The 20,082-nt window shown below is 37.0% G+C and carries 24 protein-coding genes; 2 read left to right on the forward strand and 22 right to left on the reverse strand.

Features of this window, described 5'->3' with window-relative positions; translation table 11 throughout:
• Positions 1-25 precede the first annotated feature (25 nt).
• Positions 26-562, reverse strand: coding sequence for a competence protein ComK (locus ACS127_RS17120; RefSeq protein WP_440896220.1), 537 nt, complete (start codon positions 560-562; stop codon positions 26-28).
• Between the two features lie 188 nt (positions 563-750).
• On the opposite strand from ACS127_RS17120, the gene ACS127_RS17125 reads away from it, so the two are divergent.
• Entirely contained in the window at positions 751-1,206 is a 456-nt protein-coding gene (locus tag ACS127_RS17125; protein WP_440896221.1) for a DUF3939 domain-containing protein, read from the forward strand.
• A 290-nt stretch (positions 1,207-1,496) separates the two neighbouring features.
• On the opposite strand, the gene ACS127_RS17130 is transcribed toward ACS127_RS17125, so the two are convergent.
• The 3 genes from ACS127_RS17130 to ACS127_RS17140 form a co-directional block, all read right to left on the reverse strand.
• Positions 1,497-2,492, reverse strand: a complete 996-nt coding sequence (locus ACS127_RS17130; RefSeq protein WP_440896222.1) for a lipoate--protein ligase — start codon at positions 2,490-2,492, stop codon at positions 1,497-1,499.
• Positions 2,493-2,541: 49 nt separating this feature from the next.
• Positions 2,542-3,288 carry an MBL fold metallo-hydrolase gene (locus ACS127_RS17135; RefSeq protein WP_440896223.1) on the reverse strand — a complete coding sequence of 249 codons (747 nt, stop codon included), beginning with the start codon at positions 3,286-3,288 and terminating at the stop codon, positions 2,542-2,544.
• A 635-nt stretch (positions 3,289-3,923) separates the two neighbouring features.
• Positions 3,924-4,106 (reverse strand): hypothetical protein, encoded by a 183-nt coding sequence (locus ACS127_RS17140; protein ID WP_440896224.1) that lies wholly within the window; start codon positions 4,104-4,106, stop codon positions 3,924-3,926.
• A 212-nt stretch (positions 4,107-4,318) separates the two neighbouring features.
• Here ACS127_RS17140 and ACS127_RS17145 point away from each other — a divergent pair, with 212 nt between their 5' ends.
• Complete coding sequence (locus tag ACS127_RS17145) at positions 4,319-5,200, forward strand: hypothetical protein (RefSeq protein ID WP_440896225.1); 882 nt, start codon at positions 4,319-4,321, stop codon at positions 5,198-5,200.
• Between the two features lie 203 nt (positions 5,201-5,403).
• Here the strand turns inward: ACS127_RS17145 and ACS127_RS17150 are convergent, their stop codons facing one another.
• From ACS127_RS17150 to ACS127_RS17235, 18 genes are all read right to left on the reverse strand, one after another.
• On the reverse strand, positions 5,404-7,590 hold the full coding sequence (locus ACS127_RS17150; RefSeq protein ID WP_440896226.1) for a transglycosylase domain-containing protein: 2,187 nt from the start codon (positions 7,588-7,590) through the stop codon (positions 5,404-5,406).
• A 311-nt stretch (positions 7,591-7,901) separates the two neighbouring features.
• Complete coding sequence (locus ACS127_RS17155) at positions 7,902-8,699, reverse strand: M23 family metallopeptidase (protein ID WP_440896227.1); 798 nt, start codon at positions 8,697-8,699, stop codon at positions 7,902-7,904.
• A 10-nt stretch (positions 8,700-8,709) separates the two neighbouring features.
• Positions 8,710-8,982 (reverse strand): phage holin, encoded by a 273-nt coding sequence (locus ACS127_RS17160; RefSeq protein ID WP_440896228.1) that lies wholly within the window; start codon positions 8,980-8,982, stop codon positions 8,710-8,712.
• Positions 8,983-8,992: 10 nt separating this feature from the next.
• On the reverse strand, positions 8,993-9,268 hold the full coding sequence (locus ACS127_RS17165; protein WP_440896229.1) for a hemolysin XhlA family protein: 276 nt from the start codon (positions 9,266-9,268) through the stop codon (positions 8,993-8,995).
• Between the two features lie 212 nt (positions 9,269-9,480).
• The gene (locus tag ACS127_RS17170; RefSeq protein ID WP_440896230.1) at positions 9,481-10,002 is read right to left on the reverse strand and encodes an acyltransferase; all 522 of its coding nucleotides are present in this window, start codon (positions 10,000-10,002) and stop codon (positions 9,481-9,483) included.
• A gap of 64 nt (positions 10,003-10,066) precedes the next feature.
• Complete coding sequence (locus ACS127_RS17175; RefSeq protein WP_440896231.1) at positions 10,067-10,987, reverse strand: glycerophosphodiester phosphodiesterase; 921 nt, start codon at positions 10,985-10,987, stop codon at positions 10,067-10,069.
• An 11-nt stretch (positions 10,988-10,998) separates the two neighbouring features.
• Positions 10,999-11,838 carry a PspA/IM30 family protein gene (locus ACS127_RS17180; protein ID WP_440896232.1) on the reverse strand — a complete coding sequence of 280 codons (840 nt, stop codon included), beginning with the start codon at positions 11,836-11,838 and terminating at the stop codon, positions 10,999-11,001.
• Positions 11,795-11,935 (reverse strand): hypothetical protein, encoded by a 141-nt coding sequence (locus ACS127_RS17185; RefSeq protein WP_440896233.1) that lies wholly within the window; start codon positions 11,933-11,935, stop codon positions 11,795-11,797. Before ACS127_RS17185 ends, ACS127_RS17180 begins: the two co-directional genes overlap by 44 nt.
• Before the next feature lie 18 nt (positions 11,936-11,953).
• Positions 11,954-13,507, reverse strand: coding sequence for a phage tail spike protein (locus ACS127_RS17190; protein ID WP_440896234.1), 1,554 nt, complete (start codon positions 13,505-13,507; stop codon positions 11,954-11,956).
• A complete protein-coding gene (locus ACS127_RS17195) occupies positions 13,508-14,221 on the reverse strand; it encodes a phage tail protein (protein WP_440896235.1) in 714 nt (237 codons plus the stop codon). It lies immediately after the preceding gene.
• A gap of 2 nt (positions 14,222-14,223) precedes the next feature.
• Positions 14,224-17,073: a tape measure protein gene (locus tag ACS127_RS17200; RefSeq protein WP_440896236.1), complete on the reverse strand. Its 2,850-nt coding sequence runs from the start codon at positions 17,071-17,073 to the stop codon at positions 14,224-14,226.
• Entirely contained in the window at positions 17,074-17,319 is a 246-nt protein-coding gene (locus ACS127_RS17205; RefSeq protein ID WP_440896237.1) for a hypothetical protein, read from the reverse strand. It abuts the gene before it with no gap.
• Positions 17,320-17,381: 62 nt separating this feature from the next.
• Positions 17,382-17,798 (reverse strand): hypothetical protein, encoded by a 417-nt coding sequence (locus tag ACS127_RS17210; RefSeq protein WP_440896238.1) that lies wholly within the window; start codon positions 17,796-17,798, stop codon positions 17,382-17,384.
• A complete protein-coding gene (locus ACS127_RS17215; protein ID WP_440896239.1) occupies positions 17,798-18,436 on the reverse strand; it encodes a hypothetical protein in 639 nt (212 codons plus the stop codon). The genes ACS127_RS17210 and ACS127_RS17215 overlap by 1 nt, the downstream gene beginning before the upstream one ends.
• Positions 18,436-18,804, reverse strand: coding sequence for a hypothetical protein (locus ACS127_RS17220; protein WP_440896240.1), 369 nt, complete (start codon positions 18,802-18,804; stop codon positions 18,436-18,438). Before ACS127_RS17220 ends, ACS127_RS17215 begins: the two co-directional genes overlap by 1 nt.
• Positions 18,805-19,236, reverse strand: a complete 432-nt coding sequence (locus tag ACS127_RS17225) for an HK97-gp10 family putative phage morphogenesis protein (protein WP_440896241.1) — start codon at positions 19,234-19,236, stop codon at positions 18,805-18,807.
• Positions 19,229-19,549, reverse strand: a complete 321-nt coding sequence (locus tag ACS127_RS17230) for a phage head completion protein (protein ID WP_440896242.1) — start codon at positions 19,547-19,549, stop codon at positions 19,229-19,231. Before ACS127_RS17230 ends, ACS127_RS17225 begins: the two co-directional genes overlap by 8 nt.
• A complete protein-coding gene (locus ACS127_RS17235) occupies positions 19,549-20,076 on the reverse strand; it encodes a hypothetical protein (protein WP_440896243.1) in 528 nt (175 codons plus the stop codon). The genes ACS127_RS17230 and ACS127_RS17235 overlap by 1 nt, the downstream gene beginning before the upstream one ends.
• Between the last annotated feature and the right edge of the window lie 6 nt (positions 20,077-20,082).

Genomic DNA, 20,082 nt, shown 5'->3' on the forward strand with positions numbered 1-20,082 from the left:
ATCTGTGGTATAATTTTATTAATGCTTAATATCTATCATAACCGAGTACTTTAAAAATCGCTTGGATCGCCTCTTTTTGCTGCACAGGTTGTATTTGCTGCTGTAAAGCAAATCGGTATTGGGCGGTACGATGCAGTTGGTTTAACATGATACCTTCTGAGACTGGAATTGTTAACTTTCGCCCATCTCTAAAAAGTACAGTTGAACCGCCATATTTAGCTTTTTTTATTTTTCTAATGTGGGTGTGTGAAAACCAAGAACAGTTTGGGTTAGAAGGTGAATGGGTCGGAAAAAAGTAATAATTGTTTGTCACACTAATAGCAACTGGGGATTTATTATTGAAACCACACAACAACCTAGCACCATCGAATCTTGCTATTAATTCCTCTCCGTTATGTCGATAAGCCAACTCAATTAATTTTCCTGGAGGGATATCTACGAAAATGGGTTCAGCCACTCCCTCCTCATAAACCAAAGTTCCCCAAGAACCATCAGTCTCAGTTGCCATAAAAGCCATAGTTGAATGTGATAGTTCATAAGATGTTTTCATTTTTACAGTCATAACCAACATCCTTTCTCACATTTAATTTTATAGAACTTTTATGTAAAAATATTCTACATGTAAATTATACACAATCACCTATATAAAACCATATTTTTTGAAAAAGTTCAGAAAAAAGTCATAATTATATAGTCATCGTACTTTTTTACTAGAATTAAGCAGGAATATTACGAAAGGGGTCGAATAGTGTGTGGAATCCATTTAAAATGATTAAGAAAAAACCTGAATACCCTATTACTAATGTTTCAATGACTGAATTAAAGCAAGCGATCCAAAAATATACCGACGACCTCCCTGCCGGTGTTCCCCTCAGCTCGCTAATAAATGAGGATCTAACCATCGATTATCAGAAGCTTGCACCTTATTTAAAAAGTATTCCAATTCAAACTTACTATATGTCGGTAGAAACCTATGACATATTTGACGAAGATCAAAAAACATTGGCTCAAGATCATGATAATATTCAAAAAGCCGTTGATCAATACTTCGATCTTACGGGTGAACTCCCTGTTATTCACGGCGATCCTTATTTTAAAGTCAGCTATCATAAGTTAATGAAAAAAAAGTTAATTGATTATCGGCCACATGTAGAATTTTTCCTAAATAAAAAAGACCATTTAATAACAACTAAACGGCCACGGTGAAAGCGCTATATAAAAGTTGGGACAAAAGTAATTTAAGTAGTTAAAAAAGCGAATGATATTCAAATAAATTTGAATTGTTCATTCGCTTTTTTGTGATCTAACTTTCACTTATTAAATGGGGAGTATCTAACCGTTCCGAAAAGCAACAGATTCGCTTTCTGCGGGAATTGAAGCCCACAGGGAAGCGGAACATATCTCATCTGTGACCATTTCCACTATACCCAGACCATGTTTATTCAAATCTAGAATAAACTTTTTTATTATGTCCTAGGTCAATTACCAAATACATTTTAATAAACTAAGTCAATAAACTCTTCTTTTGATACTTTGCCTAAGTAATGGGGAACATCAACGTCAGCTAAAGCCTCTTCAAGTGCTTGTCGACGATAATGTACGCCAACTAATTTATCCTCGATAACCTTGACATCACCAACACCAAAGAAATCACCATAAATTTTGCAATCTTTTATCGTTCCTTTTGAAACGTCCATCCGAACATCAACTAAACCAGCTGGAAACTTATGTGTTTTTTGAATATCAAATGTTGGTGACTTACCATAGTTCCATTCCCACTTTTGATAACGATCTTTTGAAATTTTGTCAATATTAGCCCAATCCTCTTCAGTTAATTCATAGCGAGGAACATCAGCCACATCATCGACATTGAATAAAAATTTTAAAATATGTTCTTTAAACTGATCCATCGTGATCTTTTCATCAAGAAATTCAGCAATATTTGCTACTCGGCTTTTGATCGATTTAATTCCTTTGGATTTAATCTTTTCTGCATTCACATTTAAGGCTGACACAACATGTTCTATTTCTGAATCAAGCATTAAGGTTCCATGACTGAACATCCGACCGCGTGTTGTGAATTGAGCATTTCCTGAAATTTTCCGACCATCAGCAACTAAGTCATTACGTCCTTGCAGTGCTGCTGGGACATTTAACACCTTCAACGCTTCAACAACAGGCTCAGTAAATTTAGCGAAATTATGAAAACTATCACCATCATCTTTTGTAATAAAGCTGAAATTAAGATTTCCTTCATCATGGTAAACGGCTCCACCACCAGAAAGTCTTCGAACCACTCGAATATCTTGCTCTTCGACATACTTTGTGTTAATCTCTTCAACTGTATTTTGATTACGCCCAATAATAATCGAAGGACGGTTCACGTAAAATAGAAGATATGTATCTTCTTCACCAAAGTTGTTTAAGACGTATTCTTCAATTGCAAGGTTTACATAAGGATCTGTAATCCCTTGGTTATCAATAAATTTCATCTGTATCCCCTCCTAGTATTATTCTATTTAAATATAATTTTGAAAGCAACTAAAGCGATTTGCTTGTTGACCATTGATAACCTGTATGCGCTAATTTAACCTGTCCTGAAAAGTATTTCTTTGCTTCTGTTACGAGTTGCTCGCGAGGACCAAAATGCGGTTGATGACTTAAAAGTAATGTTTTAACAGCCGCTTCCTCTGCCATGAGACCGTTTTCCTTACTATTCATATGACCAGCTTTGCCTCCATCTTGCCCTTCATAAAAGTTACAATCCGTAATTAATAAGTCCGCATTTTTACAAAATGGAATAAACAAATCCTGATAACTCGAATCCGCTGTATAAACAACAGTTGTTTCGCCAGCAGTGATCCGCATCGCATAGCATGTGACTGGATGGAGGGTCTGAAGAAAACCAATCGTAAATGGACCCAATTCTAGTTGTTGTTCAGGTTGATACGCAACACCTTCTGTCTCAGGATGGGCAGTAAGCTTAGCAAAAGCGGCTTGATCTTCATGATGACCATATATCTTTAATACCCGTTCCTGTCCGCGAATTTGATTTTGAACTTTGATTTGATGCTGTAAAACACCAATATCAGCCATATGATCTGGATGATAATGTGACAATACAACTGCATCAAGATCATAAGGATCCAAATACTTAGGTAATTGTGCTAATGCTCCACTTCCGCAGTCAACTAATAATCGAAAACCATCTTTTTCAAACATATAACTAGACGTTGCTTCTTCCTTAGCAGGATAAGCACCCCAAAAACCAACTACCGTTACCTTCACTTGGATAACTCCTTTCTGTTTTGAAATACACCGTCTATTTATTCCCTAGAATCGACTGTTTGAAACACAGCATTTATTTTCATTCACCAAAATAAGCTAGATAAAGCGAAACTTCAATCAGTGGGAGTTGAGCCTACAGGATGTAGGTCATTCAGAAATTGAACCCTACGTAACCAGAGCGTAGGAAATAGACGTAGACTCCTCGAAAATAAAAGGCAATTTTCTTCGTGCGATGTCTCGCTGACGTAGCTTTCCTTGTCCTGTGGGAAAGCTTAGTGTGAAGACCCCGCAGAAAAAGTGTACTTCTTTTTCGAGAAGGCTGGGACAAACCCACGGAAAGCGAAGGATATTTCCGAAGCGGTCGTACTAACCTGACAACATTGCTGCGGTTACTCGTCCCATCGAAACCCGTTGTTGACCCGAGTTTTACGGACGATTATCTGTGATAGATCAGTTAACTCAAAAGAAGCTAATGCAAAATGTATAGCATACATTTTGCATTAGCTTCTCTTAATAACATTCATCTATTCTATTATTAAAAATAATCTCTGGCTAAACAACGGGATTCAAGGCTAAAGCAATAATGAACAAGCTTGTTATTTCCTTAACTCAGGTTATAATCCACTTATATTCAGCTAATAAATTGGCTTAACAAGATTCGCTGAATTCAAAAATTTAATTTCAATTTCCGAAAGTGGGGTCAGTTGTTTCTTGAAATGAATCGAATGCAAGATTTTATCTGTCGTTTCTAAAGAGTTCGGCATATCTTCTAGAACAAATGTCGACCATTTAGTCGTTTCTAGTAACTTATTTGTCATTTTGATCGCCTCCAGAACCGTAGCTACCTAAGTAAAAAATACTACAGAATTAATAAACTGAGAATAGTGCTGATCAATCCGATAAAATTCCATTCCCACATGTGCCAACACATCCTTTCTTAGTTATCTGTTCTTCTCATGTAAATAATATAGATAATGTTGTCATTATTTAGTTTTTCACTGTATAATTACAGTAAATAGGGGTGATAAACATGAATTTTGGAAAAACAATCAAGAAAATAAGAAAATCAAAAAATATCAAGATTAAAGATATTTGTTCAACCTTTATAAATCAAGGTAATTATTGGCGGATAGAAAATGATGAAACAATCCCCTCGACAGAAACATTTTTGTATATTTTAGAAGGATTAAATATAGATTTTGATGAATTTATGTTTTTTTCAAATATTAAGCTGAATAAATACAATTATTTTTTTGCAAAATTAAAACAGGCTTTTAACCAGAAGGATATTAATAAGCTCATAAATTTAAAAGAAGAGTTAAATAAAAGTGACGAAGTCAATCAAAATATTAAAATCTTCCATTTATCTTTAATTATTGATTTATCCATTTCCAGATTAACCAAAGCGAGTTATAATCAGCGAACGGTAAACACTTTAAAGAACTATCTATACAATTGCTCAAATTGGACGTATTATGAAGTGAAGCTGTTAAATAATTGCCTATTTATCTTTGATTTGGATACGTGTTTGATTTTTTTCGAAAAAGCATTTAATAGATTTATTTATTTTTCTGCTATACAGAAAACCGGCAATGAAGAAATCATCCTTTCGCAAAATATAATCACTTTATGCTTAATCAATAATCGAAAAACGGACGCCTACAGAATCTATGAACAGATTAATAAACATAAACACCTGATAAAAAATGTGTATTCAAAGGTAATCATGCTGTGGCTAGAAGGGATGATTGATTTCCTGTGTTTTAATAAAATGATAGGCAAGGAGAAAGTCGATCAAGCCTTGAATATTTTTAAAAACTTGGAGATGGATAACGATTATAAATTACATAAATCATGGACTAACACCTTATATGATCATTACAAAATTAAATCACCCTCTGCTAAAAAATAAAATTGAAGCTTACTATTGACCACATTAGTGACTTCCTACCTCTCACTTATCCATTTAGAGCACCCAACTAGATATCTCAGCGGACTTTTTCCTGCTCCTTATCCAAAAATTCCTTTCCTTGACAAGCTTGACTAAAATACTCTACATAACAGATCACAAAAAAGCTCATGTCCCAAATAGATTGGAACACAAGCTTTTTTTATTCAATAAAGGGACAATGTTATCTGATTAGATGGTGTACCGGTTCGATCGGTTAAAGGATTATAAGGGACCACATAATAACTTGAATCGTCAAAAACAGAAATATCTGTGAGGGTAAAATGGTCTTCACCTTCCACTCGACCAAGAAATTGATCTGAATCACCTGAATCAGCCACTTGATAAACATGGTAAATCACTCGTTCATCATTTGCTGATGTCCAGCTTAATTCAGCTTGGATAAGGCGCCATCCCCCAAGCTTAAAGGACACATCAAGGTCATCAATCACTGGTAATTCAATCGGTTCAGGTAATTCTTCAACACCAGAAGGCAAGGTAAATTCTGTTGTCAGGGGCTGTTCCTGATCGATCGCTGTTAAAATAGCCTTTGTTAATTCCGTTGGCGCCCGACTTCCTTCTGTTAAATAATGCTCCTCATCGCTTGTATCATAGCCGATCCAGAGCGAAGTCACATAATCTGGTGTCACCCCAGCAAACCAACTATCCTTCGCTTGACCCGATACTTGTGGATGTTGAGTTGTCCCTGTTTTTCCGGCCAAAGCCTTCGAATATTCGCCAGCTTGAGCCGTTCCCTCATCAACTACATTTTCAAGCATTCTGAGCATGTACCATGCTGCCTGTTTGGTAAAAACTTGATGGGTTATTGGGTTAGCTTCAGCAATCACTTGACCATGTCGATCTTCTATTTTAGCAATCGTATGAGCCGCAACCCATTCACCATCATGAATAAATGTCCGATAGCCCTCTGCAACCTGTAAAGGTGTTAAACCATATGTCAAACCACCTAATCCTAAAGCAAGCCCATCATCATCTGACAAGTCCATCTGCATCTTCTCTAAATAATTTTTACTTGTTGAAATACCGATTTGATCAAGGAGCCACACCGCTGAAGTATTTTTTGAAACAGCAACAGCATCGTGCATAGAAACTTCCCCCTGATAATGTTCATCAACATTCCGCACCTGATAGCCATCATAATCTCGCTCGCTGTCATCTAACATGGTATATGGAGCATATTCTTCAGACAAAGCGGGGCCATAGACAGCTAATGGTTTGATCACTGATCCTGGTTGCCGTTCCACATGAGCGCGATGTTGATCACCAATTGAAAAATCCCGCCCCCCTAGTGCTGCTCGCAATTGACCATATTCTTGATCAAGTAATGCAAAAGCAACTTCTATATCATCTTCTGATCCATGAAAAAAATCATCATTCTGAACCTGCTCATAAGCTATTTTTTGGGCTATTGGATCGAGATAAACAGTGATCTGATAACCTCCCCGTTGTAATTCTGATCGTGAAATTTGATAAAGTTCTTCCGCTTCTCGAATCACAAGTTCAAGGTAATCATCAATCCAAGGTAAGTTGGGATCAACTGGATCAACGACTGTCAAAGTTTGCCCTTGAGTGGATAACATCTCCTCTGTTTCGAGATAACCAGCCTTCTCCATTTGACTAATAACAAGATTTCTTCGTTCCAGTGCTCGTTCCTCATCAATATGTGGTGAATAATAATTCGGAGCATTAATTATACCAGCTAAGAGTGCTCCTTCAGCAACTGATAGCTCTTCAACAGACTTGCCAAAGAAGTAATCAGCCGCTGCACCTATCCCATGTATACCATGTCCAAAATAAACTTCATTCAAGTAAAACGCTAATATATCATTTTTAGTATAATGTCGTTCTAAATAAATTGTTGCCATCACTTCTCTGGTTTTCCGCATCCATGATTTGTCGTTCGTTAAGAAAAGATTTTTGGCTAGTTGCTGTGTGATCGTACTTGCTCCTTCTGCCTTATCTAGGGTAATAATATCACGATAAACGGCACGCATAACTGACTTAAAGTCAACACCTGCATGTGAGTAAAATCGACGATCCTCTATGGCAATAAAAGCTTCTCTAACATGCTCTGGGATCTCATCTAATGAAACAAGTTGACGATTTTCTTGATACAGTCGCCCTGCATAGTCCCCATCCTCAGTCACCACTAGCGTCGTTGCTGGTAACACAAGTGCTTTTTCATCAACGATCAAACGCCCACCATAAATAATAAATAAAAATACTATAACACTTAATCCAATAAAAGTTGACATAATTAACACAGGCCATTTAAACCATGGACGTTTTAATAATGCCCGCCCCTTCTCTAGCAAATGATTAAATCGGTTCATAAAAAAATCCACCCCATTATTCGATCACACATCCTAGTTACTAAGACATTATACGACATAATTTGCGTGACGTGAATTATTAAGGAACAAATGATTTTAAAGTATTGCTATATCAACACTTAAAGCCTATTCCCTGTTTATTGTAAGGTGAATAAATAAAGCAATAAAATGAACTAATCTGGGGGACGTTGGGGCTGAAAAAAATAATAAGTTGGACAGACGTTTTAAGGATGTAAAGCCCCTCACTTATTTGTGAAGGGCTTGTTTTTCCGTTTACATTTTTCAGTTGATTCACTCGAGTTTTTTATCGCTTAAAACGTACCTGCATTAAGTCTGCGTTGCATCTCTTCAACAACTAAGCTCGGACGACTCAATACACCGTCCTGTACAGTACCTAAGTTGCGTTGTAGTCGTCTCACAGTAGCAGGACCTAATAAACCATCTGCTTTTAAACTGCCTAGCTTGTTCTGTAGAGCCACAACAACATTACTATTTTTGCTATTGCTAAACTTAACTGTAGTGCCATACATGGCATTAGTGACAGCATTACGCCTTTGGTTGCTAATAATACCGTCTACAGGCGTACCAAGTGCTTGCTGTAAGGCTTTTGTGGTATTGTTGCCCCACTTACCATCGACGGTTAGATTAGCCTTTTTAGCACCATCTTGACTAAAATTATCAATATACTTAGTTGGATCTAAACAATTATTAGCACGGTCTGCAATCCAACCATAAGGTGCTTTACCCTCTGCTTTTTTACGGACTTCGTAATGGAGGTGTGAGCCAGTGACTTGTCCTGTCGCTCCCTGTCGTCCAATTACTTGCCCTCTAGCGACATCTTGACCCGTTTGTACCAAAACATCGTGCAAGTGTGCGTAAAGCTGTCCTCGCCCGTTTTTGTCGCCAATAAGAACGACATTACCATAACCGCCTAAGCCTGTGCCTGTCTTGCCTTGTCCTGCGTAAAGTACCTTGCCTGCTGTAAATGCTTCAATACCTGCTTTATGTGATTTCACAAGGTCAATGCCCGTATGAAACTCCCTTCCACCTCTAATAGGGTGGTTTCGCCAGCCGAACGGTGATGTAACTCTGTATCCTTGCCAAGTCATTTTATCACTCCTATTTCAATTTTTTCTTAAACTTTTTCTTGCTCTTTTGCTCTGCTAAATAAACGTCAGCTTCCTGCGCCTCGTCAGTAAATGAGTTATTCTTCCAACTCGCCCATAGCGTGACTAGCGTTGTGACTACGATCGATACACCTTCATAGATTTCTTCTTCTGCAAAAGGTAGCAATTTAAAATCTAAAAACGATACGCTGATCTGATTTGCAAGCACTAAAAAAAGTGCGATCACTCGCACCCATACAGATTTGTCTACATTTTTTATATTCATGGTTTACCTCCTAAAATATATTGTAAATAGCTATGCCGATAATCCCACCAACAACCGCAGTCACGATTGTGGTAATTAACGCACCTGTTACCTTTCGTCTAATCCAACTGGTATCTTCTTTTATTTCGTCTAAAGTCCGTTCTAGTGACCCGATTTTTTGATCTTGAATTTTATCGTTTACTTTTAAATTAGCAACGTCATCTTTTAACTTTGAAGTTGTTGATTTTAAATAGCTGACATCTCGCTGTATTCCATTCCGCCAAATATCCATATCATTATCCTCCACATCTTGACCCCCTTTAAATATAAAAAAGGCACTCGATTGAGCGCCTTTAAGTTAAATGTTTTATTTTCACTAGTTCGCAGTTTGTTCCGACTATTCATTGCGTTTTTTCCCACAAACAATACATTTACCATCATAAAAACTATACCTGTGCTTTTTTCTGAACTTACATTCAAACCAATATATTAATCTATTCAACTTAAAGTACCCTCATTTTATTTAACATTCTTTAAATGTTCTTTAATAGGCAATTCTTTTATCCGCTTGGCAGGAACACCTGCATACATACCGTTTGGCTTGCAATCTTTATTAACAACAGCGCCTGCAGCTATAATACACCCCTCGCCTATTGTCACTCCGGGAAGTATTGTCGCCCTGGCTCCGATCCAAGTTCCATCACCGATATTAATTGGTGATCTAACGTTATTAATGGCTCTTTGAGTTGGGTCGCCAACTTCATGGGAATTGGTGGTAATTAAGACATCGAATGCAACAAAGACATTCTTACCTATTGTCACTCTTTCATAACAGTTAACGAAAGTGTTGTGGTTAATAAACGCTCCGTCTTTAATTTCAATATTTGTGCCGTTAAATACGCAACCTGACCTCACCCCAGCATTCTTAATATTCATTCCGCCCAATCTATACATAAAGATCCTCAACCTGCCGGGGATAATTCCAGTCCTACTAATTCCATTCACCCAAAGTTCCCATATAGCTTTTTTAAAACGATTCATTTACTATTCTCCCAATCTAGTTTTTAAATTAATTTTAACATAACTAGAAATAAACGGAAGAGATTTATTTCGTAAGATATTGATTACCTTTTACAAACCCGTAACTCTTAACTACATACAAATCAGATTTAAGCGTTCCATAAGGTTTATTTATTGTATGCTCTGAATTAACAATAAAACTAGCTGGGTTTTTTGTGTAGTCAGGTGGTTCTTCATCAGGTGGTGGATCATTTGGACTTATACTGTTAACGTAATTTTGCATGATTAGTGGATCGTTACCCAAAATATAATCAGCTCCAAAATCAATAAACCTTTGAACCCTACTTTCATAATTACTCGTTAAATACGATACGTGTACTTCTTTTCCTGCGTTTTTAATCGCTGTTATCATTGTGTTTAAATCAGCATCATTTGCGTTGGATGAAATACTAACAGCATTATGATTATTAGCGATTGCATTGTCTAATATAGTTTGGTAAGTGTTTATTGTTGCCATTCCGCTATTCAATGTATAAAAGCGATTATCGTAGGATTTTACTTCATTTATATCATCGGGAGGTGCAAATATATAAACTTGGTTTATCATGTTTTTAGTAACCACTTTATCAATTACATCTCGAATATTTTGTAACCTAGAAGCACCCGTGAAATACAGTTGTAAGACAAGTTTTATATTTTTCCCTTTAAATTCAACCAACACTTGATCTAATGTAGGCACTCTTGTTCCTGCGTATTCAGCGCTAAACCATGAACCGGCATCCAAACCGTCAATATACCCATAGTAATTTATAAACTTAGCGTTACCTGTTCCATTAGTGGTTCTGTCAACTGTTTCATCATGTAGTATGATGTATTCACCATCAGCAGTAACACGAATGTCCATTTCAATAGCTTCCGCACCAGCTTCAAGTGTTTTTTGAAATGAGATAATTGTATTTTCGGGGTATAAGTCAGGAAAACCTCTATGACCTTGTATTTTAATCACACCAACACCACCTAATAAACCCTAGAAACGACCGGCTTTGCTATTTGTATATATGCGGTATCAATCGTATAATTATCTACTACATTTCGAACTACCACCTTCAATTTACTTGTTTCCAGTGGTGTCGTAAACGATTGATTATCATTAAGCCAGCCAGTGCTTCCGATATACGAATTATCTTCTTTGTAAAAAAAGAAATTTATTAAACTCTCATCACTATTGTCCTCGTCATTAGTTGTTGCAAGAAACGTAGCGTAGGTGGCATTTGCTTCAACTTCATTTAAAAAATCTGGTGTGCGTATTCTTATAGTGCCAGTAATCGGCGCACCAGAAACAGTTGCAATCGAACCTAACTCCCAATCATCCGCATTCCAGCTTAACGGAATTGTTTTTTCGGGTATTGCGATTATTGAGTTTGCAATAAGCCCTGTTAGGTTTTCAGGTAATCGGTCTAAAACATTAACTCTTTTAGCAACTTGTTCTAGGTTCGTATTAGTTTTTTCTAAATCTTCTTGATTCGCCTTTTGTGCCAACTGCGAATCACTCGAATTCAAACGATTGACTAAACTTGACTCGTTTCCTCTTGCATCTTCAATCTCTGATTCTAAACTCGTTAGATTAGGAGCATATTGTTGTTCTAAATCATTTAATTTTTGTTCAATAGCTGCGTTTAAAGCCCCTTCATCAAAACCATCGTCAATAATTTGTTGAGCGACTTTTCTTGACCACTCTGCAACTTCTGCAGTTGCTTCCATTGATGTTGCTAAAGCTTCACGTACATCTCTTCCATAGATTTCATTACGCACTTTATGTGCAAGTTCCGCAATCAAATCTGGTATGACTATTGCCATTGCCATCACTCCTTTGGGTTCTCCCTCTTATTTCTTCCGCCTTCTGACTTAATAATTCTGCTAACAATTTAATTCTTTCAGCTGCTGTTTTCTTCATAAAAAAAGACCCTCCTAGTTATTCTTGGTTATTTTTGAGGTCCTCTACATCTTGATATAATTGGTCCAAATTTATTGGTTGAGTAACTGTTAATCTATCTAACTTCTGTTTTAAATGATCTAAGTTAATCTGATCAGTAACTGCGAGCAAATCAATTTTAGTTTTCAATTGATCATACGCTAGTTTATCAACTGCAGTTTGTAGTCCATCTGTTTCATAAGTCGCTGGTCCGTAAACAGGTATTTCAGCTAATGCGTCATTTAAGCTATTTATTGCATCCTCTAAATCACCTATTGCATCTGGTAAACCCTCTATATCTGCATCCTCGACAACCTTTTGTAAATCTTGTAGATTAGACTCGACGGTCACAACCTCATTTTTTATGGTTGAAATCGTCCTACTTTGACCCTCAACTCTACTCTGTAAATCAATTACTTGCCTAGACCTTTTATTAGCATCTGCTTGATAGTCGTTTAAAGTTTTAAACTTGTCCCCTATTTTGAGTGACGCATCTTGAGGATTATTTATATTCGTTGTCTTTCCGACAATCCGTAATCTTTCATCTAAATTCATAATGGGATTAACAACAGGGTGACTGTTGCCTACATCAAAATAGTCAAATTCTAGTCCAATCAAAAATAGATCTAGTGCGGAAATTTCGTATTGAACATGTGCTACTTTTTGATTGGTTAGCCAATCTCGGCCAGTAGATAGTAATCTGTTTGGTAACGTTATGTCATCCCATGTGACAGATCCGCCTTTAATTCCAAATTCTGCGATTAAACCCTCCCGGTCAATATAAGGTAGTCCGTTATTGACTGATTCTATGGTCAATCTAGCTTCGGATGCATCTGTTGCATCTTCATCTTCTGATTCAACCCTAGTTCCCAATGGAGTTAACCGCGTGACTATTTCGGTTGGATCCACACTCTGGCTCATGCTTTTTAAATTTCTAGCAATTCTAATTTCGGTAGATTTATCGTCACCCACACGATTTAAAATGTCTAGATACCGTACATCATTTTCTTTCCTTATACGAAGTTCTCCACCTATACGATCCAATATTTTATCTTCAATTTCTTCAAAAGTAGATCTTTCAGCAGATAGATAAACATATAAATTATCAGTCGAATTCGTCACTTCAACTATGCCTACTTCAAAATGTTTGTAATCTTCAACTTGTTCATTGTGGTAATTCAATATCAAAGTAAGTAATTCTAAAGGCGTGCCACGAAATTCTATATGTCTTTGCTGACTATCGTGTAAATAGCTTAATTCCCCTTCACATACGTATGAATATGTGTGCAACCCATCTTCTGTCATTCGTCCAGTTGGACTAAGGACACGCCCTTCAAATTCATAAATACCAGTTTTAGTGTTCATCACCTTGATAAGAGTTTTAAGTGGCTTCAAATGACCATGAGCTGGACTATCCTGATAAAAAGACATATTAAAAGAGTCAATCTTATTGATTTCCTTTTTGATTGACCCCGTTTCTAGTTTAAGATTATTTACATTTGGATTGTGAATCTCAATTTCATGACCATCATTAAAAATTGAAACTTTATACATTTAAATCAGCTCCTTATAAAACTCAAATGATATGGAGCCATTACCTGTAATGATTAAATCATTTTTTCCAGCGTTCAATACAAAATTTTCACTTTTGCTTTCACCTGTAGGTACATTATATGTCTTATCGTCCATCTTTATTGTCATAGGTGAAGAGGCCTTTATTTTTGGTGTCAATGATGGTGTTCCTATATTATGCAATACCACATTAAGTGACCCCGTTACATTAAAGTCAACTTGTTGAGCCACATCTAATTCAAAATTAAACTCATCCCACATATCATGTCCTTCTTGTAATTCACTGATCATAAATGGATAGGCTGTAAAAGTGACAGTTAAGATACCATCTCGATAATTTTCTTGGAAAGACGATTGACCTTCAACCTCAGCTAAAAAATAGTAGCCAGGGAAGGCATCATCATAAAGCTTTTGCTTCCCTCGACTACTCATCAACCAGTTAATAATTTTTGTCTTTTTGACATTCATTGAATCTTTACTCCAAAGCACATTATTAAAAACATTTAAAGAGTAAGTCAATGTTCGTGAAGTGTAGGTTTCTTCTCCATAAAGCTCACTAAAATCATATTCAGTATTTGAAAAAGGGACTTGCACCTTGATTTTATTTTTATCAGGAAAACCAATTGATTTACCCGGAGCAAGTGTCACTCCAAAATCATCATAAGTGTGTAGCCCCAAAAATCTAAAACCGTCCATTCTTATGCAAGCCCCCTTTCTACTCTTCTTACTCTAATCCCGCCTTCATCATCAGTATAGTCGCTTGTAATTTGGGCAAAGGTTTTACCATCAATCTGTAGAATCACAGTCTCATTTTTGTTTAATAGATCCGCTAACTGATCTTTAATCATTTCGAGTAAAGCAAGTATCTGTTCATTGCCCCAGTTCATAGTGGCGGCAATACCTTCACCGATACCACCTAATGTTTCTTTATTAAGTGGCAATACAGCTTCACGCCCTGCTTCACCACCAACCATCACATTATTTCCATTCATTCCAAATGCCATTGCCTTGGTTAAAATACCACCATCAGCAAACCAATCAATTTTAAATTTAGGTACACTTGGAGGAGCAAGGCTAAATTTCCCATCAATGCTGACTTTAGGCATTTTTAGTTTTGGAAGGCTCCAATCAAAGTCAAAAAAGCCTTTAATACGATCAATGACTCTTTTAACTGTATCACGAGCTTTTTCAACTGGCTTCGTAATGGCATCTTTTATTCTGTTCCAAATATCAGAAACCGATGTTTGCACTTCATTAAATTTGCTAGCGATACCATCTTTAATTTCTTGTGTTTTAGTTTTTATATTGCTCCATGCCTCTTTGATTGGCTCAATAATAGCATTTTTGGTTTCTTTCCACTTTGTAGAAGCGGTGGTTTTTATTTCGTTCCACTTTTGACTTATCCCATCCTTGATTTCTTGTACCTTTGCCTTTAGGTTGCTCCAAGCTTCTTTAATCGGATCAATTATACTTTTTTTAATTGATTCCCACGCTTTGGTTGTGCTATCTTTGATGTCACTCCATTTTTCCGCAAACCAATCAACAATTTCCGTAATAATTGTTATAAAAAAGTCTTTAATGGTATTCCAAATTTCAGAAATAAAGTCACTGATAGCAGTAAACACAGTCGTAACAATTTCCTTCATCTGATTCCATTTTTCCGTAAACCATTCTGCAATGATAGTTAGCGTTTCGGAAATGAAGTCACTCACTGCTGTAAATGCTGTCGTAATTATTTCCTTAATCCATTCCCAAGCTTCAAACACATATTCTTTGATATTTTCCCAAATGAACATAAAAGGTAATGTTAAAAGCTGAAAAGCAGCATTAAACAATTCCGCAATAAACAGAATTCCAACGTGGATAACGTTTTTAATCCATTCCCACGTTTCGGAAATAAATTCACCTATTATCGTAAAAATTTCTTTGATTTTATCCCACATACCACTAAAAAACTCTGCTACAGTGTTAACTAAATTATCGACTGTGTTCCTGAATCCCTCGAAATTGTCATAGAGTAATTTAAAGGCGCCCGCGAAAGGGTTAACGATAAACAGTAGCAATCCTTGCCAATTGTCTTTGATAAAATCGATAATCATATTAAAAAATCCTACAATACCATCTATAGCGTTGCCTATTATCTCTTTCGTCTTATCCCAGACCTTACTCGCCCATTCTTTGATTTTATCCCAGTTTTTCCACAAAAGAACGCCAATGGCGATTAAAGCGCCGATTGCTGCAACAACAATGCCAATAGGAGATGTCAAAAATGCTATAGCGCCTGCTAAAATTCCCGCTGCAGTGGCTAGTGCTCCTTTTATAGCAATGACTGCAGATATTACTCCTGTAATAATCTTAAATGCCGCTACAGCTCCTACAATCCCAGCAATTAACGGGCTCCATTTATCAATAAACTCACCTATAGATTTTACGATCTCCATAAAGTCAAGGTCTAGCATCGCTTGCCATAAATCTTTAATGACATCTATAACACGGTCTATAATGCCGGTATCTTTTAACTGATCCCATAAATTTTTAAAGCCATCTTTTACTGCAACAACAACATCCTTTAAAGATTGCCAAGCAGTAGAATCTTTTACTTGTCTACCTAGATCAATTAGAGCACCAATTAAAGGACCGATAACGTCAGCTGCTTTGGTAAGTGCATTTTCAAAAGCTGTACCAAAATTAGCAACCATATCCCTCATAGATGGTAATCCGTTTTTCGTAAGCATCTCGTCAATATTTTCAATAATATTTGTAACCCCACGAGCAACAGCTGCACGCATATTGTCGAAAGATGCGCCCCAAGATGCACCTGCGTCTTTAGCGGCGCCCTCGATTGAGTCAAAACCTTCTACACCATCCATAAGCGCTTCATTCATAGTGTTGGTAAAATCTTCTGCAGATATCTTACCATCTTGCATTTCTTTTTGGATAGTTTCGGTAGACTTACCAGTCGCTGCAGAAAGAATCTCCCATACAGGCACACCTGCCTGGATAATCCGGTTCATTTGCTGCATATCGACTTTACCAGATGTATTCATTTGTGCGATGGCATCTGTGACAGATTCAAATGTTGCATTAGAACCATCGCCATAAAAGGCTACAGCATCGCCCCAACTCGCAACAGTGTCCTCAGCCAGCTTAATGTCCATACCACCAGTTACAAAGCGCTGTGTTGATCTAGCAGCAACATCTAAGCCATATGCGGTACCTTTCACGATACCATTAATATTATCTAAGGCTTTGCCTGCGGCTTCAGATGAGCCTAACATCGTGGTCATCACTCGGTCAAACTGCTCCATGGTATCGATCCGTCCAAAAGCTTGTTGGATAGATCCCTTTACAAGGTTAACCGCACCATTTAGTAGTTTGAAAACACCAATCCCTGCAGCTATTTTTCCAATACCTTTTGCAGCACTCGCAAACGCACCAAATATACCTTTACCGGACTTTTTAGCCTTTCCAGTCATATTATCTATGCCTTGTTCGGCTTCAGATGTATCAACTCCGATTGTCCCAAATAACTTAAATATTTCTCCCATTTATTCACCCGCTTTCTCTCTTGGCGTGATGAGGGCAAAGGAAGCTTTAATATTTTCTTCTTCTTCCTCTTTGCTTAATTGCTTAGGTTGTTTCACATAAGATTTTTTCTGATTTTTTTGTTTAAATGTAGCAAAGTCAGATTCGGTATCTTTGTGAAGCCAAATCTCAAATAGAGTATCTTCATTTTCCTGATCGAAAAGATAAAAAATAAAATCCGATAGTCCTTCGAGCGTGTATGTGCTCAAAAGGTCTAACGGATTTCCATATCTCTTATATAGCATGTCTTTTAATTTAAATTCCCCATCCTCTACTGTAGTAAGGATGCGATAGATGTAAAAAAATCTTGCAGTTCCGGCTTTTTAAAGAACTGAATAATTAAGCCGGTGTACTCCTTTAATCCAAGATTTTTAATGGTTTTTAATGGTTCACCAGTTAAGTCGGACAACAAGGCGTTGATATCATCTTTTAATTTCCCGGCATTTAATAAAGTTTTTTGCAGCAAACCTGCCATGGCTTCCATACCTCTACGCTGTGCTTCTTGCTCTAATTTTTCTTTCTGCGCCTTAGTAGGTTCTTTCTTTTTATGGTCTTGGGGCGTTTTAACATTAGATTCAACATTTTGCTCAAACAGTTGAATAAACTCATCTTTAATGCCTAATTTCCCCACAATACCAAGCAAAGTAAAAATATCATCGCCTTTAAGTTCTCTCATCTCTATCGTCATTAGCCTTCAGCCCCCGGATCTGGTTCAGGATTTGTGTTTCCTGTTGTTTTAGGATAATAGATGCGCCAAGGCATTTCATCACTATTAAGCTGCTCATCGGTTGCGTGTGCTGTATATACTTGTTCGATAACAGCTTCATTATTATCTTCTGTAGCCACTTCTAACCCACTGGTACATAATGCATTATCTAAAATGGCTATAATCGGTTTGGTAGTTCCTGATAACCTTCCTGCTATAGCTATATTCTCTAAATAATCGTCATTTTCAATATAGCGTTTAGATTTAATTACTTCATACCCTTCTGGCGCTTCATCTTCAGTCGCATCAGCAATAGAGCCATTTAATGCTCGTCTGATTGTTTCTGCAGTAATCTCTTTCATATTAGTAGTAATTGTTCCCGTGGCCGTTTCTAACACCTGATTCCCCCTTACGGGTACGTGATTTGCTCCGTCCACTTCTACATTTCTATATTCTTGTTCTATCGTCAAAGTAACGCCACCGCTAGTAGCTCCGTGAAGGTCACCTTGAAATCCTTCATCTTTAACATACTTAACGCCAGTATAAACAGTAGCTGCATCAATCAAGTATCTTTCAGATGTCTTATTGGTATATCCTGTTTTCTTTAAACCTTTTGACATTATTTATTCCTCCAATCCACTTTGCAGTAAATTTGTATATTTCTACGTCTCAATAATTTGTCGCCAGTAGGCACACCAGTAGACCTTAAAAAGTTAAACCGCAATAAATTATCATCTGTTAGGACTAACTTTTGTTTAAAGTGGTCTTTCAACCTGCCTTCTAGCTCAAAAATACGAGTAAAACTACCAGTGTTATCAAATATATCGACGTCAATGTAAAAACCCTCTACGTTTGTTTCTAACGGTTCCGAATCAAAGTCATAGGTCAAATAAGGGTAGGTTACTGTTTTAGCTGTATTTTGATTGTGGTAGCTCTCCTGGTGCACTTCTGTAAATTGCTTATATATTTCTTGCAAAAAAGGGATCATTTATTTACCCCCAAACGTTGACTTATAATGTGTGGCCAATAATTCTTGTACCTGTTTTTTAGTTGCACGAAAAGCAGGTCTCAAAAATGGACGTGGTTCCATGCCCCAAGTAAAAAACCACTCTCCACTTGGATCTTGATAAACCCAGCCACCTTTTCGGCCTGCGCCATTTTCAGCAAACTCACCTGTACCAAATTCGTTGTAGATGGCGTGTTCATTAGGTGATCCGACTCGACCCATTATCTCGCTACCATTACTAGTAACCTTATGATCGATTTTATCTCTCATTTCGCCAGTTCTAACACGGGCTAAAGCTTTAGCTTGACCTTCTACTAACAAAAGGGCTGCAAGCATCCCTTCCTCTGAAACGTTATGAAACTCCTGTTTAACTTGTTTTGAATTATCCTCAAATTGAAAGCCATCCTTAGCCATCAACAACACCACCATACATACAATAAATCTCGTTATGGTGTCCAACTCCGACAGGATCATCTGCATATGTGATCAAATAAAATCGGTTATGTTTGTCCACGATTCTCATGTTATCCGTAATACCTGGTGTAAAATCCGGGATGACTAATACATGAGTAGAATCCTCAATAAAGGCATTTTGGTTAGGATTAAGATTAGTACCCGTGATTAGGTCAAGATAACCTTCTACAGTTATAGCAGGAGACCACTCTGTCTTATTACCGCCTATTCCATCAGGTATATTTTTCTCGACCTGAATAATAAAGGTCTGCATCAGCTCCACCTCATTTTTTTATACTTATCAAGAAATGATAGTAAAGCTTTTGGGTAGCCATCTGTATTTTCAGATGCATTCACATCAAAATAGGTTTTGCTCATTCGACTAATGGTTTCGGATTTAACACCGATTTTCCCACTCATTTTTCTGTCATATTCAATGAGTTTTTTAATCCCTCTTTTAACATCAGCTGGATATCTAACAAGCGTTAAAATAGCCCGTTTAGGCGTCTCACGAAAGAGTTCGTCTTTTAAGGTAATAACACCCTCCTCAATGCTTATAACCTCGTAAACACCATCATTTAACTGGGTATAATTGATCTCTATCGTGTCACCTTCACGCATTCCTCGAATATCTGAATCTACCATAATGGACTGATCACCAACCCACTTAATATTATGTCTAACCTGTTTCACTTGAAAGTTATTACTGGTTAGCTCCCTTACTGATTGCTCAAAGGCGTCAAGGTCATCTTGTTCAATTTTGGGATCAATTATCTGTGCTTCTTTCAATGAGATAATCATAGTTTC

It is taken from the genome of Amphibacillus sp. Q70 (assembly GCF_052055485.1).
In the GTDB taxonomy this organism is placed as follows: Bacteria; Bacillota; Bacilli; order Bacillales; family Amphibacillaceae; genus Amphibacillus.